The sequence below is a fragment of the Pseudoalteromonas sp. CF6-2 genome (assembly GCF_021729425.1).
GTDB classification, from domain to species: Bacteria; Pseudomonadota; Gammaproteobacteria; order Enterobacterales; family Alteromonadaceae; genus Pseudoalteromonas; species Pseudoalteromonas arabiensis.
In genome coordinates, this window is the sequence record NZ_CP091442.1 from 2,323,174 (window position 1) to 2,339,721 (window position 16,548).

Annotated in this window: 12 protein-coding genes and 1 other RNA gene; 4 read left to right on the plus strand and 9 right to left on the minus strand. The window is 42.3% G+C overall.

Features of this window, described 5'->3' with window-relative positions; translation table 11 throughout:
* Positions 1-31 precede the first annotated feature (31 nt).
* An RNA gene (gene ffs, locus L3Q70_RS10795) (signal recognition particle sRNA small type) lies at positions 32-128 on the minus strand.
* Positions 129-264: 136 nt separating this feature from the next.
* Positions 265-1,137 (minus strand): DUF3014 domain-containing protein, encoded by an 873-nt coding sequence (locus L3Q70_RS10800; protein ID WP_062569898.1) that lies wholly within the window; start codon positions 1,135-1,137, stop codon positions 265-267.
* A gap of 132 nt (positions 1,138-1,269) precedes the next feature.
* Here L3Q70_RS10800 and L3Q70_RS10805 point away from each other — a divergent pair, with 132 nt between their 5' ends.
* Positions 1,270-2,415, plus strand: coding sequence for a patatin-like phospholipase family protein (locus L3Q70_RS10805; protein ID WP_237114255.1), 1,146 nt, complete (start codon positions 1,270-1,272; stop codon positions 2,413-2,415).
* On the opposite strand, the gene L3Q70_RS10810 is transcribed toward L3Q70_RS10805, so the two are convergent.
* The gene (locus tag L3Q70_RS10810) at positions 2,416-4,389 is read right to left on the minus strand and encodes a monovalent cation:proton antiporter family protein (RefSeq protein ID WP_193987553.1); all 1,974 of its coding nucleotides are present in this window, start codon (positions 4,387-4,389) and stop codon (positions 2,416-2,418) included. It lies immediately after the preceding gene.
* 138 nt (positions 4,390-4,527) lie between these two features.
* Between L3Q70_RS10810 and L3Q70_RS10815 the strand changes: the two genes are divergently transcribed.
* Positions 4,528-5,424, plus strand: coding sequence for a GGDEF domain-containing protein (locus L3Q70_RS10815; protein ID WP_237114256.1), 897 nt, complete (start codon positions 4,528-4,530; stop codon positions 5,422-5,424).
* Between the two features lie 26 nt (positions 5,425-5,450).
* On the opposite strand, the gene L3Q70_RS10820 is transcribed toward L3Q70_RS10815, so the two are convergent.
* From L3Q70_RS10820 to lpxB, 6 genes are all read right to left on the minus strand, one after another.
* Positions 5,451-5,795 (minus strand): hypothetical protein, encoded by a 345-nt coding sequence (locus L3Q70_RS10820; RefSeq protein ID WP_237114257.1) that lies wholly within the window; start codon positions 5,793-5,795, stop codon positions 5,451-5,453.
* Complete coding sequence (tilS, locus tag L3Q70_RS10825; protein ID WP_237114258.1) at positions 5,792-7,099, minus strand: tRNA lysidine(34) synthetase TilS; 1,308 nt, start codon at positions 7,097-7,099, stop codon at positions 5,792-5,794. The genes L3Q70_RS10820 and tilS overlap by 4 nt, the downstream gene beginning before the upstream one ends.
* 91 nt (positions 7,100-7,190) lie before the next feature.
* The gene (gene accA, locus L3Q70_RS10830) at positions 7,191-8,147 is read right to left on the minus strand and encodes an acetyl-CoA carboxylase carboxyl transferase subunit alpha (RefSeq protein WP_054553102.1); all 957 of its coding nucleotides are present in this window, start codon (positions 8,145-8,147) and stop codon (positions 7,191-7,193) included.
* Between the two features lie 16 nt (positions 8,148-8,163).
* Positions 8,164-11,655, minus strand: coding sequence for a DNA polymerase III subunit alpha (gene dnaE, locus L3Q70_RS10835; protein WP_237114259.1), 3,492 nt, complete (start codon positions 11,653-11,655; stop codon positions 8,164-8,166).
* On the minus strand, positions 11,655-12,260 hold the full coding sequence (rnhB, locus tag L3Q70_RS10840; RefSeq protein ID WP_062569891.1) for a ribonuclease HII: 606 nt from the start codon (positions 12,258-12,260) through the stop codon (positions 11,655-11,657). The genes dnaE and rnhB overlap by 1 nt, the downstream gene beginning before the upstream one ends.
* A complete protein-coding gene (gene lpxB, locus L3Q70_RS10845; RefSeq protein ID WP_062569890.1) occupies positions 12,250-13,407 on the minus strand; it encodes a lipid-A-disaccharide synthase in 1,158 nt (385 codons plus the stop codon). The genes rnhB and lpxB overlap by 11 nt, the downstream gene beginning before the upstream one ends.
* Before the next feature lie 422 nt (positions 13,408-13,829).
* On the opposite strand from lpxB, the gene L3Q70_RS10850 reads away from it, so the two are divergent.
* Both L3Q70_RS10850 and cydB read left to right on the plus strand, forming a co-directional pair.
* Positions 13,830-15,407 (plus strand): cytochrome ubiquinol oxidase subunit I, encoded by a 1,578-nt coding sequence (locus tag L3Q70_RS10850; protein ID WP_062569889.1) that lies wholly within the window; start codon positions 13,830-13,832, stop codon positions 15,405-15,407.
* Entirely contained in the window at positions 15,404-16,543 is a 1,140-nt protein-coding gene (gene cydB, locus L3Q70_RS10855) for a cytochrome d ubiquinol oxidase subunit II (protein WP_346657785.1), read from the plus strand. Before L3Q70_RS10850 ends, cydB begins: the two co-directional genes overlap by 4 nt.
* Positions 16,544-16,548: the final 5 nt, after the last annotated feature.

The following is a 16,548-nucleotide window of genomic DNA, read 5'->3' on the forward strand; positions in this document are numbered from 1 at the left end:
AACGACAACCCAAAAAGAATTTGGGTGGCAGTCTTACCAGCCACATCTCGGCACACACGTCACACGCTGTGGCTGCTCCCTTCCGGGCCTGACCAGGTTCACCTGCTAGTGTTGCGAGAGGACCAATAAGACTACCATTGAGGGCCTTGTTTGGCGCGGGAGGGATTATCTCTAGTTTTGGCCTGTTATTCAAGGGGTATTCGAAAAAGAAAGTGCGATTGCATACTTGCTGTACAATCGCACTGTATTTAATGGTTTAAAAGCTTACTTTTCTAGTTCAGCTTTTATGTTACGTAATGCCGCTTTTACCTTTTTCATATTCTCAGGACCCATACGTAAAAGCTGCTTTTGTGCTTGTGGGAGGTTTTCCCACTCTGAATAAGCATATTGATAAGTCACTGAGTTGCGCACTAATGGCATGTCACCTTTTGGTTCTGGTGTATCAAGTAAAACGTCAATCGCTTCTTCAAGAGTTTGATTAAAGGCATCGCCTTCGTAGCCAATCTCAGCGTATGCTTCGTTTATCAGTGGTTTATATTCATCATAAATGCGAATAGCCTGAGCAGCACTTAAACTAGTAAATAGTTTCACATAAGGGGTGTAACGCTCGTAACTGTTCGGATCAATCGTTAAAATATCACCTTCAATAACTTTAAATGACTCTTTTGGACGTTCAACAGGTGCATGGCTAGCTGCTACTTTGCCTTTTGCAATGTTATCTACATACACGACACCGCGACGAATAAGATCATCGGTCACCATTAAACTCATAACCTGATCGCTCAACACTTCGTCCATGCGAGCAACAACCACCTCATCGCTTTCGTTTAATGTAGGTAATGGTTCTACCTCTGGCACTGGCTCTTCTTCACGTGCTACAGGCTGCTCAACAACAACGGGCTCTGGTTCTGGCTCTGCAACTGGTTCGGGTTCAGGCTCTGGTTCGGGCTCTTGAAACTCCGCCATAGGTACTTCTTCAGTTACAATATCCTCTACGGTTTGCGTCGGCTTATCGTCTGGTTGGAGTAAAATATACGCTGCAACACAGGCAACAATAATTAAAATAACAACACCAAAAATAAGGTTGTTATTAACTGGACGCTTTTGTACTTCGGTCTCTGACGAATGCTCTGACATACAGACTCCTTTAAAAAACAGACATAAAACTCGACAAAATAACGTGAGCAATTAGGTAAACTTTGCTTCTTCTAGCTTAAAGACTTACAGTTGATAAATAAAGTAAAGACGCACAACAATTTAAATGCAACTATGAGCAGTAAGTTAAAAAAAACACAGCACTCTAAAATCGCCTTATTATTAACAGGTGGTGGCGCGCGTGCCGCTTATCAAGTCGGCGTGTTGAAAGCAATAACACAAAGTATGCCTCGCACTGCCCCATTACCTTTTACTATTATTAATGGGACATCAGCGGGGGCAATTAATTCCGCCGCACTTGCATGTTATGCGTCGTGCGCCCATTTGGCGAGTAAAAAGCTCGAATGGGTCTGGAAAAACTTTTCCACCTCTCAAGTGTACAAAAGTGATTTTTTAAGCGTGTTTTTACATCTAACACGCAATATTTTAACGAGCTTCCAGTCTGAACACATTAATCACCCACCAGCAAGCTTGCTAAATAATAAACCGCTGAGAAAACTCCTCAACGAGATTTTAGATTTATCACGCATAGAACGTAACCTACATAAAAACTACCTAGATGCTGTGTCTATTACTGCGTCAAGTTACACAACCGGTGATTCTGTGGCTTTTTTTCAATCGCTTACGCAAAAACCATGGCAACGGGCGAAACGCGAAGGTCAAGCAGCGCGTATTAATGTAGAACATTTAATGGCATCAAGTGCTATTCCCATGGTGTTTCCAAGTGTTAATGTACATAACCATTATTTTGGCGATGGGTCTATACATCAGTTGTCACCATTGAGCCCTTCTGTGCATTTAGGCGCTGAAAAAATCTTTATTATTGGTGTTGATGAACCTAAAGAAATGCATCCACCTGGGTATCAACCCCATTACCCTGGGCTTTCAAATATTGCAGGTCACCTGCTTGATAGTGTTTTTACCGACACGCTGCAATCTGATTTAGAGCGATTAGAACGCATAAACAGAACACTTGGCTTGTTACCTGCGCGTGACAAACATCAAGAACTTAAACAGATTGATACCTGTATAATTAACCCCTCACAAAATTTTAATATGATTGCAGCACAATTTTATGACGATATGCCAATCGCGATTAAAGTGCTACTGCGTATGATAGGTATAAAAAAACGCTCACAATCGAGTTTAACCAGTTACTTACTGTTCGAAAAACGCTATACCCAAAAGCTGATTGAAATAGGTTACCAAGACGGGCTCAATAAACTACCCGAAATTCGTAAATTCCTAGAGCTTGACTGATTACTCTGTTCCGTCGAGTAAGTAATGCTCTACACGCTCTACTCGACGCGGTTTACCTTGTAAAACAAGAATATCGCCAGCCATTAATACTGTTTGCGATGATGGGGCTTCTATTTCCCTGTCTTGTCGGCGCAGCGCTCTAACCGATACTCGGCGCTGTTCAAGCTTTAGCTCACTGATTTTTTGATTCACAGCAAACGCATATTCAGGCAATGCAATAACATGTAAATATTCTAATCGATCAGAACTGGTTTCTTCGCTATCAAGCTTATCCCCTGTAAAAAAGCCATTTAAAAATTGATAGCGGTTACGGCGCTCTTTACTCACTCTGCGAATAATTCGTGTCATGGGTACACCAGACATATAAAGCACATGCGAGACTAGCATTAAACTCGCTTCTAGGGTCTCTGGCACAACTTCTGTAACGCCTAACTCTTTGAGTGTTTCCAGCTCAGAATCATCTCGCATTCGGACTAAAATTTTTACTTTGGGCGCTATTTGTTTTATAGCATCAACAACGACTTGCGTTTGTTCAAAGTCTGCGAATGTAATAATAACAAGCCGTGCTCGCTCTACCCCTGCTGATTTTAAAATATCTTTTTGTTTTACATGACCAAAAATAATCGGTTCACCCGCAGCTTTTGCTTCTTGCAATAAAATAGGGTTACTTTCAATAGCCACGTACTCAATGGCCTCAGGCTTAAGAAAGCGAGCAACAGTTTGCCCTACACGCGAAAAACCACAAATCACCACATGATTATGATAAAGGGGACTACTTGTTGCAGGCTGTTGCCAGTACTGACCTGCATGGGAAAGTAAACCAAAGCGCTTTAAAAGTACGGGAGTTTTCTCTATCAAATAAGGAGTGAGTGCCATTGATAAGACGCCCACGGCAATAAGAAATGATGCTTGCTCTGTGCTGATCAGCAAATGCTGCGATGCCAGTGCGATTAATACAAAACCAAACTCCCCCATTTGCCATAGCATAATACCAGCGGCCACGGCATCTTGTTTACGCTCACCAATCACTTGCGCTGAAATTGCTAATACGGCAATTTTAAAAAAGAGCAGCCCAACTAATACGGCTAAAATCCAATACCAACTATTTAGCACATATAACACATCAAGCTGCATGCCGACCGTAACAAAAAATAGCCCCATTAAAATATCGCGAAACGGTCTAATATCAGCTTCTAATTGATGACGATACTGGCTCTCGCCTAGCATCATCCCTGCTAAAAATGCACCCAGTGCCATAGAAAGGCCAAATAAATACGTAAGGCCTGCTGCAAATAGCGCGACCAATAAGGTTGTTAAAACAAATAACTCATCGGTACGAACCAGTGCTATCTCACTGAATACCTTAGGTAAGATCCATTTCCCAATTGCCCACAATAAAGCGCATACAAATGCCCCTTTAGTTAATGCAAAAGCCAGTGCGCCGGCAATGGCATCTGAGCCACTTTGCGCTAAAAGCGGGTAAACAATTAACAACGGCACAACGGCAATATCTTGAAACAGTAATACACCCACAGCCAGCTGACCGCGCCGTTGATTCAGCTCACCAGACTCCTTTAACAGCTTAACCACAACGGCTGTAGAAGATAGCGCCATAAGTGTTGCAATCGTAAAGCTGTTTAACAGGCTATGCTCAAGCAATAGCAAAATAATGATAAAGACAACGCTAGTGACAACGACTTGCAATGATCCCAGCCCAAATACGATATTGCGCATTGCCATCAAGCGTGGAATCGAAAACTCAAGCCCAAGGCTAAAGAGCAAAAATACAATACCGAGTTCTGCGACAAAGTGCATTTCATGACTTTGTGCCATCCAGCCAATACCGTGACTGCCCGCCAACACGCCCGTTGCCAAGTAGGCAAGAATAGGAGGTAAACCAATTCGTTTGAAGAACCAAACGAACACAACGGCAGCAACAAGCAAGCCGAACACTTGAATCAGTACATTTTGCAAGCAATAAACTCCTTTCAACTTGATGACCAGCTATATCTTTCTTTAAATATAGCAACCATTTGTTTTTCAGCCAGTTTAAAAAAATGGCACAAATCTCGCTTACTCACAGTATCTAAACACTCCGGGGGGAGAATTATCGTGGAAAATGTCCATATTTTGACGCAGCGAGTGTCTGCACGTGGCGAATTCATGCCATTTTCGGCAGAATATTACCGAAATAATGAATTAAACAATGCGCATAGCCTTGTAGCGAAATTACAGACAACGTTATCAATTGAGGAAATTCTTACAATTTTTGCTGAGCATGCTAAACAGTTAATCAATTTATCAGGTTTGCAATTTCAGTCTTCCCTTGGTGTTTGCCAAAGTGCAGAAAGCGATACCAGTCAGACGCCTTATTCATTTGATTTAGATATCGAAAATGAGCGCCTTGGCCAGCTAATATACTTTAGTAAGTTTCCTATGGGACAAGCTATAAAAAGCAAACTACAACAGCTGCACGGCGCACTTATTTACCCATTACGTAATGCGGTTATGTATAACCGTGTATTACGACTTGCAACTAAAGATGCCTTAACCGGTCTCAATAATCGCAGTCAATTTAATGACAGCTTGGCACAAAGGCTTGAGCGCTGTCGCAGGCAGCACCGCCCATTTAGCTTGATGTTGCTGGATTTAGATAACTTCAAACAAGTTAACGATAATTTTGGTCACAAAATTGGCGATGATGTACTGCAAGAGTTTTCTAAGGTGCTGGGCAAAAGTGTACGCGGCACTGATTCAATCTTTCGTTTTGGTGGTGATGAGTTTGCTTTGCTTATCGATGACCCTAAGTTTACAACCAACAAAGTCATTGCCGATCGCATTATGCACTTAGTTGCTCAGTCTGATTTAATGGCACAATACAAGGTTACATCTAGCATAGGTTTTACACTTGCTAATAACCAAGATTGCGAAAACGAAGTATTTGCCCGTGCTGACAAAGGTCTTTATAAGGCTAAAGCAGCAGGCAGAAATTGTGCCAGAGCCTACTAATTAAAAAGAAAGCCTAACATCCCCCGTTAGGCTTTTTTAACCATCAGCTTATAGCCTAGTAATAGCAACCAAAAGCCAGAGAAGAAACCACTCAATAAATAAAGTAATGCAGCCATCGTAGTAAGGGGCGATATCACTACTAACGCCAGTGGTGTAAGCACGCCTAAAATAAAGAAAATACCGCCTTTACCTGACCAATAAGCCAATAGCAATAACGAGCACACGACTCCGCCCACTAGCGCATAAAAGAGCGTATTTAAAGTCAACTGTGTGAAAACAAAACTCGCAATTACTGCAACTAACACCGACAACACAAATCCAAGCGGTGCCTTGTTAACTAGTGATAAACCAGCATGTGGTTGTTCACTCATACATCTATCTCCCAAAAAATTCCATCATCAGCACTGTGCTGGGCACTAACAAAATAGCCAACCACCTGCACTAGCTCATCGTTATAGTAAATAAGCGGCACTTGCGCACGTAACCAAGGAGCTACTTTGGCATCTTTAAACCAATGCTTTAAGGTATTTGAACCTGGTTTATGCAAAGGCTTTATTTGCGCTTGTGGCTTATTAAATTCAACCCTTACTTGCTCATTCGGCTTTGGTTTTCTAATACCCTTGCCCAATTTCACTGTTAGCTTTCGGCCATCTGTCAGTTCAATACTCTGCAAAGCAATTTCCATCGCCTCAGGTATTGCCTGCTCCTTCACAAAGTACCAATGCTGCTGATGTCGACGAACATCGCCGCTTTGCAAACAAATTTTTAACTGCGCATCGGCTTTTGCTGTTAAGCCTTGTTCAATAATTTGATGTAGCTGATTTTCAGAAGGCAATTGGTGAGTAAATTGATTAAGCCACGCACGCACAAGGTTGGCTTGACGAGCTTCACTAAACTTTGCAACAGACTCACAACTTAAGCCCCCGCGCAGATTTTGACACTGTTCTAAGTCACTTTGAGTGTATTCATCGAGTAGCGACTGTTGCTTCTGTAGCAACCGAATACTACGCGCTGCACTTTTTTCAAAGCCTTGAAAGCGCATCGTTAATAACGGCATCACTTGATGACGTAAAAAGTTACGATCAAAACGCTCATCGCTATTTGAATCATCGGTGATATGAGTAATGGCAAATTCATCGGCAAACTGTTCAATTTGCTCACGAGTAATATTAATGAGTGGTCTAAAACATACCCGTTCTGACGCGAGTAATCGCTGCTGTTGCATTGATGCCAAGCCTTGCAAGCCTGAGCCACGTTTGAGTCGCAACAAAAAGGTTTCAAGCTGATCATTTAAATGCTGACCAAGCAGTAACACACTGCCTGCTAAACAGTTTTCATCAAGTGCTTGGTATCTTGCCTCTCGGGCTTGTGCTTCAAGTGAGGTGCGCGAACGCTCAACAATTTCAACGTGCACTGCTTTAAATGCTACATCAAGCTCTTCACATAGCGATTGGCAAAACCTTTGCCACTCACCAGCATGTTGACTCAAACCATGATTGACATACACCGCTTCGATTTCAAGTTCAGGATACTGTTTTCGCACAGTCGTCATTAAATGTAATAACACAACCGAATCAACACCACCTGATAAAGCCACACTAAAGCGCCTTTGCTGATTATTCAGTAAAGGCTGTAATTGAGCTAAAAAATGATGATATAAATCTGATGTTTGCATTAAAAACCAATCAATATACAAGCTTAGTAGTTACAGGCATTATAAAACAAAAAAAGCCGCAAAAAGCGGCTTTTTCGATTATAAGCTGTGTTTAGCAATAACCAAACGACATTAAACGTTTGTAACGCTGATCAAGCATTTCATCAAGTGAAAGGCCTTGTAGGTCAGCAAGGTCACGCTTAAGTTGGTTTTTAAGGTTACGTGCCATCGCATCGTAATTACGGTGTGCGCCACCTAGTGGCTCATCAATAACGTTGTTGATTAAATCAAGCTCTTTAACACGTGCAGCAGTTACGCCCATTGCTTCTGCAGCTAATGGTGCTTTATCTGCGCTTTTCCAAAGGATTGATGCACAACCTTCTGGTGAAATTACAGAGTAAGTACTGTATTGCAGCATGTTTACACGGTCGCCCACACCAATGGCTAATGCGCCACCTGAACCACCTTCACCGATTACGGTACAGATGGTTGGTACTTTTAACGCCGCCATTACTTTTAGGTTACGTGCAATCGCTTCACTTTGACCACGCTCTTCAGCACCAACTCCTGGGTACGCACCAGGGGTGTCGATAAAAGTCATGATTGGCATTTTGAAACGCTCAGCCATTTCCATTAAGCGCAATGCTTTACGGTAACCTTCAGGCTTTGGCATACCAAAGTTGCGTTTGATTTTTTCAGCCGTGTCACGCCCTTTTTGCTGGCCAATAACCATAACTGGTTGACCTTCAAAGCGTGCAACACCACCTAAAATAGCAGGGTCGTTAGCAAAAGTACGGTCGCCTGCTAGTTCGTCAAATTCCGTGAAAATGCGCTCGATGTAATCACGAGTATAAGGACGCAACGGATGACGGGCTAACTGAGAAACCTGCCAAGCACCTAATTCAGAGAAAATTTTCTCTTTCATTTCAGCGCTTTTCTCTTTTAATCGACTGACTTCCTCTTCTAATCCAAGGTCTAATTCGCCAGCGCGGCTTACATTTTGTAATTCTTCAATTTTTGCTTCTAATTCTGCGATTGGAAGCTCAAAATCAAGATAATTGAGGCTCATGCTCTAAACTACCTAATTAATTAAATTCTAGTTCTACATCTTGCGCCGCCATCAGTGATAACTTATGAATTAAGTCATCACTAGGCGTAACACACCATTCGGTTCCTAAGGTAATCTCAGCCAACGCATCCGGACGTTGATAGAATACTTTTATAGGACAAGTACCAAACTTATAAGGTTCCAGTACTTTTTGTAAATTATCGAAGAAGTTCGCCTCGATTTGCACCATATTCAACGTCATTTTAATCGCTTTAATACGTTTTTCTCGCGCTTGAGCAATGGTGCATATGTCTCTAGCGGTCATTGTAATGCCACCGGAGAAGTTATCAAAGCTGACCTGTCCAGATATCACCAAGATATTATTAACTTGTAGCATATCTTGGTACATTTCAAACTGTTCTGGGAATAAGCGTACATCAATACGGGCACTCTTGTCATCTAAAGTTACAAGACCCCACCGATTTCCTTTTTTATTAATAAGGGTTCGTGCATTAATAACAAGGCCAGCAGCCGTTGACTGCACATCGCGGTTTGTTGGTTGTAAGTCAACCAGACGGCCCGATGTGTAGTGTCTTAGCTCTTTTCTATACTGATTTATAGGATGACCAGTTAAATAAAGTCCCAATGTTTCTTTTTCGCCATCAAGCCATTCGTTATCAGTTAAACCTGTTGCTTTTATAAATGCTTGTTCAACTTCATCAGGCTCTGTGGCTAATAACCCAAATAAATCGGCCTGCCCTAGTGACTCAGCCTTATGATGCTGATCCGCCGCTCGCATGGCATCTTTTAAGCTGGCTAATAAAGTCGCACGACCTGGCTGGGTTTTATCTGGTCCTAATTGGTCAAGTGCACCGGCATAAATAAGTTTTTCAACCACGCGTTTATTTAAGCGTTTTAAATCTACTCGCGCACAAAAATCAAATAAGTCTTTGAAAGCCCCACCTTCACTTCGCGCTTCTAAAATGGCTTCAACAGGCGCTTCACCTACTCCTTTAATGGCGCCAATACCGTATACAATCTCACCTTGTCGGTTAACCGTAAACTTGTACTCACCCGCATTCACATCAGGCGGTAACAAGGTTAGTTTCATGTTTTCACATTCATCAACCAAGGTAACGATTTTATCGGTGTTATCCATATCCGCCGACATTACCGCAGCCATAAACTCTGCTGGGTAATGAGTTTTCATCCACAGCGTTTGATACGACACTAAAGCATATGCAGCAGAGTGAGATTTGTTGAAACCGTAACCTGCGAACTTCTCTACCAAGTCGAAGATTTTCATTGCAAGTTCGCCGTCAACTCCGTTATTAACAGCTCCTTCTTCGAAGGTTGAACGTTGCTTTGCCATCTCCTCTGGCTTTTTCTTACCCATCGCACGACGCAGCATGTCAGCGCCACCTAGTGTATAGCCAGCCAGTACCTGAGCAATCTGCATTACCTGCTCTTGATAAAGAATGATACCGTAGGTCGGTTCTAGAATCGGTATCAAGCTATCGTGTTGCCACTGCACATCTGGATAAGATAACTCTTCTCGACCATGCTTACGGTCGATAAAGTTATCTACCATGCCTGATTGCAATGGACCTGGGCGGAATAGTGCTACCAGTGCGATCATATCTTCGAAGCAGTCGGGCTTTAGACGACGAATAAGATCTTTCATACCACGAGATTCTAACTGGAATACCGCGGTCGTTTCGGCGCGTAGCAGTAACTCAATACTTGGCTTATCATCAAGTGGAATGGCGTTGATATCAACTGGCTCTTTACCCTCACGGGCGAGACGCTCGTTGGTCATATCAAGCGCCCACTGCAAGATAGTAAGTGTTCTTAGACCTAAGAAGTCAAACTTAACTAAACCCGCCGTCTCAACGTCATTTTTATCAAATTGAGTGACTGGGAATTTACCCTCATCATCACAATAAAGGGCGGCAAAATCAGTAATCGTTGTTGGTGATATTACAACACCACCAGCGTGCTTACCGGCATTACGTGTACACCCTTCAAGGATGCGACACATATCAATAAGTTCTTTTACTTCCTCATCACCGTCGTAGGCTTCTTGTAACCGCGGCTCAACATCAAAGGCTTTAGCCAAGGTCATACCCGGATCGCCCGGTACTAATTTCGAAATACGATCAACAAAGCCGTAAGGGTGACCAAGTACACGGCCTACGTCACGGATAACCGCTTTTGCAGCCATGGTACCAAAGGTAATAATCTGAGATACCGCGTCACGACCATAAAGCGCCGCTACGTGATCTATTACCTCATCGCGCCTATCCATACAGAAATCAACGTCGAAATCGGGCATTGAAATACGTTCAGGGTTCAAGAAACGTTCGAATAGTAAGTCAAATTCGAGCGGATCAAGGTCGGTAATTTTCAGCGCGTAAGCCACCAATGAGCCGGCACCTGAACCACGCCCAGGACCTACCGGAATATTGTTATCTTTACTCCATTGAATGAACTCCATTACGATCAAGAAGTAACCAGGGAAACCCATTTGGTTGATTACGTCGAGCTCTATTTTCAGACGCTCGTCATACTCGCCACGTTTTTCTTTTCGCTCTTGCTCATCTGGGAATAAAAACTGTAAACGCTCTTCAAGACCATCTTCAGAGACCTTAACCAAGAAGTCTTCAATTTTCAGCGAACCGGTTGGGTAATCTGGTAAGAAGTAAGTTCCTAGCTGCACGGTTACATTACAGCGTTTGGCAATTTCCACAGTGTTTTCCAACGCTTCAGGAATATCACTAAATAGCTCAGCCATTTGCTCCGCTGTTTTTAGATATTGCTGATCTGAAAAGCGTTTAGGTCTGCGCTTATCTTCAAGCGTGTAACCATCATGAATTGCTACGCGAATTTCGTGAGCTTCAAAGTTTTCTGGTTTTAAAAACACCACTTCGTTCGTTGCCACCACAGGTAACTGCTCTTGTGCGGCAAGCTCTACGGCTAGGTGTAAATAATCTTCTTCTAATGGGCGCTCTGTTCGAATTAATTCAAGGTAGTAATGATCGCTGAAATGCTGTTTATAAAAGCTTACTACTGACTCAATAAGCCCTGCATTACCTTTAAGCAGTGCTTTACCTAAATCGCCGTCTTTCGCGCCAGAGAGAATAATCAAGCCGTCTTTTAGTTCAACTAACCATTCACGATCAATAACTGGGCGATGAAATAAATGCCCGCGTTGATACGCCTTAGAAATCAATAATGTGAGATTTTTATAGCCATCATTATCTTTCGCTAATATGGTTATACGACATGGTTCATCTTCAAACTCAGGGCTTCTTAGCCAAAAATCAGCGCCAACAATAGGTTTAATACCCGCGCCATGGGCAGCACCATAAAAACGCACCAAACCACATAAGTTCATTTGATCGGTGATTGCCAGCGCAGGCATTTGTAACTCTTCAGCCTTTGCAACTATTGGTTTAGTTTTAGCAAGACCATCCACCATTGAGAAGTCGGAGTGAACACGTAAGTGGACAAATTGCGGCGTTGGCATTAGCGTTGCTCTCCTTTTAACGCCAAAATGCGCTGCACAGGTTTAAAGCTTTTACGATGCTCTGCAATTGCACCATATTGTTCAAGTGCCGCAAAATGTGCTTTCGTCGGGTACCCCTTATGGCCTGCAAAACCATAATCTGGATAACGTTTATCAAGCTCGATCATTTCATCATCGCGGGCAACTTTAGCCAAAATGGACGCGGCTGAAATTTCAGCCACTAAACTATCACCTTTTACAACAGCTTGAGCGGGGACCGTTAATTGAGTTGGCACACGATTACCATCAATAAATACAAACTCAGGCTTTACACTCAAGCCTTCAACAGCACGACTCATTGCCAGCATAGTGGCATGTAAAATATTTAATTCGTCAATTTCACTTGGGCTACAACGGCCAATAGCATAGCAAAGTGCTTTTTCTTTTATTTCGGTTGCAAGCAATTGACGCTTTTTATCGGAAAGCTTTTTTGAGTCGGTTAAGCCTGCAATAGGTTTTGCAGGGTCTAAAATAACCGCGGCTGTGACTACATCACCGACTAATGGACCACGGCCAACTTCGTCGACACCCGCAATAAAGTTAACATTGGGTCGTTCAATCTGCATCTAGTAACTCCGCAACTGCAGCCGCAGCTTGTTCATTGGCATTTAATCTAATTTCTTTGTGAATAGCTAAAAAGCGTGCTTTGAGTTTTGCATTATCGGAATTTAACATGGGGGTTAATGCAGCAACTAAGTTCTCAACATTACACTCTGTTTGCAAATATTCAGGTACCAGTTCTTCATCTGCCAATAAATTTGGCAATGAAAAATATTTAATATTGAAAGTGAATAATGTTTTGAAAATCCAATAACTCATTGGCTTTATTTTATATCCAACAACCATGGGCTTTTTGTAAAGCATGCCTTCAAGTGTTGCCGTACCTGATGCCAGCAAAATAGCATCCGCCGCTTGCATAGCGAGGTTTGATTTACCGTCTAGTAACTTTAACTTTAACGTGGGTGCTGTTTTTTCCAACACATCGCAAAATTGAGCTTTTCGTTTTTCATTAACTAACGGCACCACAATTTTCAGCTCAGGGTTCGCAGCTTGTAGCTTTGCAGCAGTTTGAATATAAGTTTCGCTTAACAGGCCAACCTCTGAGCCACGACTGCCTGGTAATAACGCAAGCACCTTATCCATTTGAGCTAAACCTAACTGATGGCGTGCATCATTTTGGTCATGTTCAAGCGCAATATCATCTGCAAGCGTATGCCCAACAAATGTACAAGGGACATTATGCTTATCATAAAATGCTTTTTCGAACGGTAACAGTGCTAACACTAAGTTAGTTGCAGCACTAATTTTGTGAATACGTTTTTCACGCCATGCCCACACCGACGGACTAACATATTGAACCGTTTTAATACCTGCCTCTTTTAAAGGTTTTTCAACACGCAAGTTAAAGTCTGGTGCATCAATACCAATAAATACATCAGGCGGGTTCTCGATAAAATGCTGTACAAGCTGTTTACGAATTTTAAGTAAACGCGGTAAGCGGCCTAAAACTTCGACGAGCCCCATAACCGATAATTCATCCATATCAAATAGTGTTTTGCAGCCAGCCGCTTGCATACGTGGGCCTGCAATGCCTTCAAATATGGCATCTGGAAAACGGACTTTAAGTGCTTTTACCAGCCCTTCACCTAAAATATCACCCGATAACTCCCCTGCCACCAAGGCAATACGTAACGGCGTTTTTTGTTCTTTCATTCGTTGATAATTCGCAACTCAAAGGCACATATAAAAATTAGTTTACCGTGTTTTAGCAACAGGATAAATGTCACGCGCTGAATAAATACTAGAAATTGAAATAACGCTCAAAGGTTAATCATTTAGGTCACTCTACATCACTTCAAAGTTCAGCATACTAAAGGCTGATACCTCAAATGAAGTAATCGCTACCCATTAAGTAATAACTGAATATCTTATTCTTTAAAGTAATTAATCATTTGAAACTTTAGAGCTTTATCTCTAACCTGTAGAAATGGTGAGCAGTGATTTCACCTTATTTTCTTATTTAACTATTGACTAAAATGAATACAAGGTTACTATTTACGAAGTTTCAATAAATACTGAAACTTTGATAATTTAAATTTGTCGTGTCTACCGCACCGTTTACAAGGAGCTAACCAATGATAGATGAAACGTTTGTGGATCTATCGCGATTGCAATTTGCAATCACTGCCCTATTTCACTTCCTATTTGTTCCTCTTACCTTAGGTATGACGTGGATTTTAGTGATCATGGAGTCCGTTTATGTGATGACTGGTCGCGAAATTTATCGTGATATGACTAAGTTTTGGGGTAAGTTGTTTGGTATAAACTTTGCTATTGGTGTGGCTACAGGTCTAACCATGGAGTTTGAGTTTGGTACCAATTGGTCTTATTACTCTCACTATGTGGGCGATATTTTCGGCGCACCTCTTGCCATTGAAGGTCTGATGGCCTTTTTCCTCGAATCGACGTTCGTAGGTATGTTCTTTTTAGGCTGGGAACGACTAACAAAGCGCCAGCACCTTGCTGCAACCTTTTTAATGGCACTGGGAACAAACCTATCTGCACTGTGGATTTTAATTGCTAACGGTTGGATGCAAAACCCTGTGGGCGCAGAATTTAACTATCAAACCATGCGTATGGAAATGACCAGCTTTGCTGAGCTTGTGTTCAACCCTGTTGCACAGGTTAAATTTATTCATACGGTATCTGCAGGTTATGTTGCTGCCTCGATGTTTGTATTAGGCATTAGTAGCTGGTACATCTTAAAAGGTCGTGACCTCGCTTTTGCTAAGCGCTCATTCTCGGTGGCTTCCGGTTTTGGTCTTGCCTCTATTTTGTGTGTTATTTTACTTGGGGATGAATCTGGCTATGAAGTGGGTGAAGTTCAAAAGGTAAAACTCGCCACCATTGAAGCTGAGTGGCATACCGAAGAAGCGCCTGCGGCATTCACCTTAGTCGGTATTCCTGACTCGGAAGAACAAGTCACGCATGCTGCGGTTAAAATCCCTTATGTTATGGGTATTATTGCAACACGCTCAATAGATGAGCAAGTAACCGGTATCAAAGAGCTTGAAGAACAACATGAAGTACGTATTCGCAATGGTATGCTTGCCTATGAATACCTTGAAAAGCTTCGTAGCGGTAATGATACAGCTGAAAATATTGCCAAGTTTGACACGCTAAAAGATGATTTAGGCTACGGTTTACTTCTGAAGCGTTATACGCCAAATGTCGTTGATGCTACAGAAGAACATATTCAAAAAGCAGTTAAAGACTCCTTCCCTAAAGTAGGCCCAATGTTTTGGTCATTTAGAATCATGGTGGGCTGCGGTGTACTTATGCTTGGGGTATTTGTTCTGGCATTTTATTACAATGCACACCGTGTGATTGAACAAAAACGCTGGTTACTATGGGCTGCGGTATGGAGTATTCCACTTCCTTGGATTGCCATTGAGTTTGGTTGGATTGTCGCTGAATACGGCCGTCAACCTTGGGCTATATCAGAAATTTTACCAACCTTTTTAGCAACATCGTCACTGACCGTTAATGATCTTTTAATTAGTATCACAGGCTTTATCGTATTTTATACTGGGCTTGCTGCGGTAGAAGGCTGGTTAATGCTGCGCTTTATTAAGCAAGGCCCAAGCTCGCTTCATACAGGTAAATATCATCATGAACTTGCTAAAGTAGATAGCCAAGGAGCTCAGTCATGATTTTTGATTACGAAACACTTAAATTTATCTGGTGGCTACTAATCGGTGTATTACTGATTGGTTTTGCCGTGACCGACGGCATGGATATGGGTGTAGCAATTTTGCTTCGCCTAGTAGGTAAAACAGATGTAGAACGCAGAACAGTTATTAACACCATTGGTGCTCACTGGGATGGTAACCAAGTGTGGTTTATCACCGCTGGCGGCGCACTATTTGCAGCATGGCCAATGGTCTATGCTGCGGCCTTCTCAGGCTTTTACTTTGCCATGATGCTGGTGTTATTCGCACTCTTTTTTAGACCGCTAGGTTTCGATTACCGCTCTAAAATTGAGTCAACCCGTTGGCGTAACAATTGGGATTGGGGGCTTTTTGCTGGCAGCTTTATTCCTGCGCTCGTTTTTGGGGTCGCATTTGGTAACTTATTACTAGGTGTGCCTTACCATATTGATGAGCTATTGCGTGTAAGCTATCAAGGCTCATTCTTTGCCTTACTCAATCCTTTTGCGATTGTTGCAGGCTTGATCAGTGTATTGATGTTAGTTGGACATGCTGGTATGTGGTTACAACTTCGAACAGATGCTGAGGTTGCAAAACGCTCAGCACAGTATGGACGATACGCACTCATGGCATTTATTGTGTTATTCGCTATTGCTGGTGTGTGGATATCACAAATTGAAGGCTATCGAATTGTTAGCATGGGTGATACACAAGGTTATGCAAACCCACTTGCAAAAACCGTAACTCAAGCGCCTGGAGCATGGCTTGATAATTACAGCAAAATGCCACTAACCATGTTGTTCCCTGCTCTTGCATTTGTAATGGCTATTCTGGCGCTGGTGTTTTCAAAATTACACAAGCCTGCACTAGCACTTGTGTCCTCAAGTCTAATGCTTGCAGGGGTTATTCTTACAGCAGGTATGTCAATGTTCCCGTTTGTGATGCCATCGAGCAATAACCCTAATATTAGTTTAACGATGTGGGATGCGGTTTCGAGCCATATGACATTAAATGTGATGTTTGTTGCTGCAGTCATTTTTGTACCACTCATTCTTATTTACACCACCTGGTGTTATGTGAAGATGTGGCGCAAAGTAACGATTAGTGAAATTGAAAACAACACGCACGGTAGCTATTAAGGAGG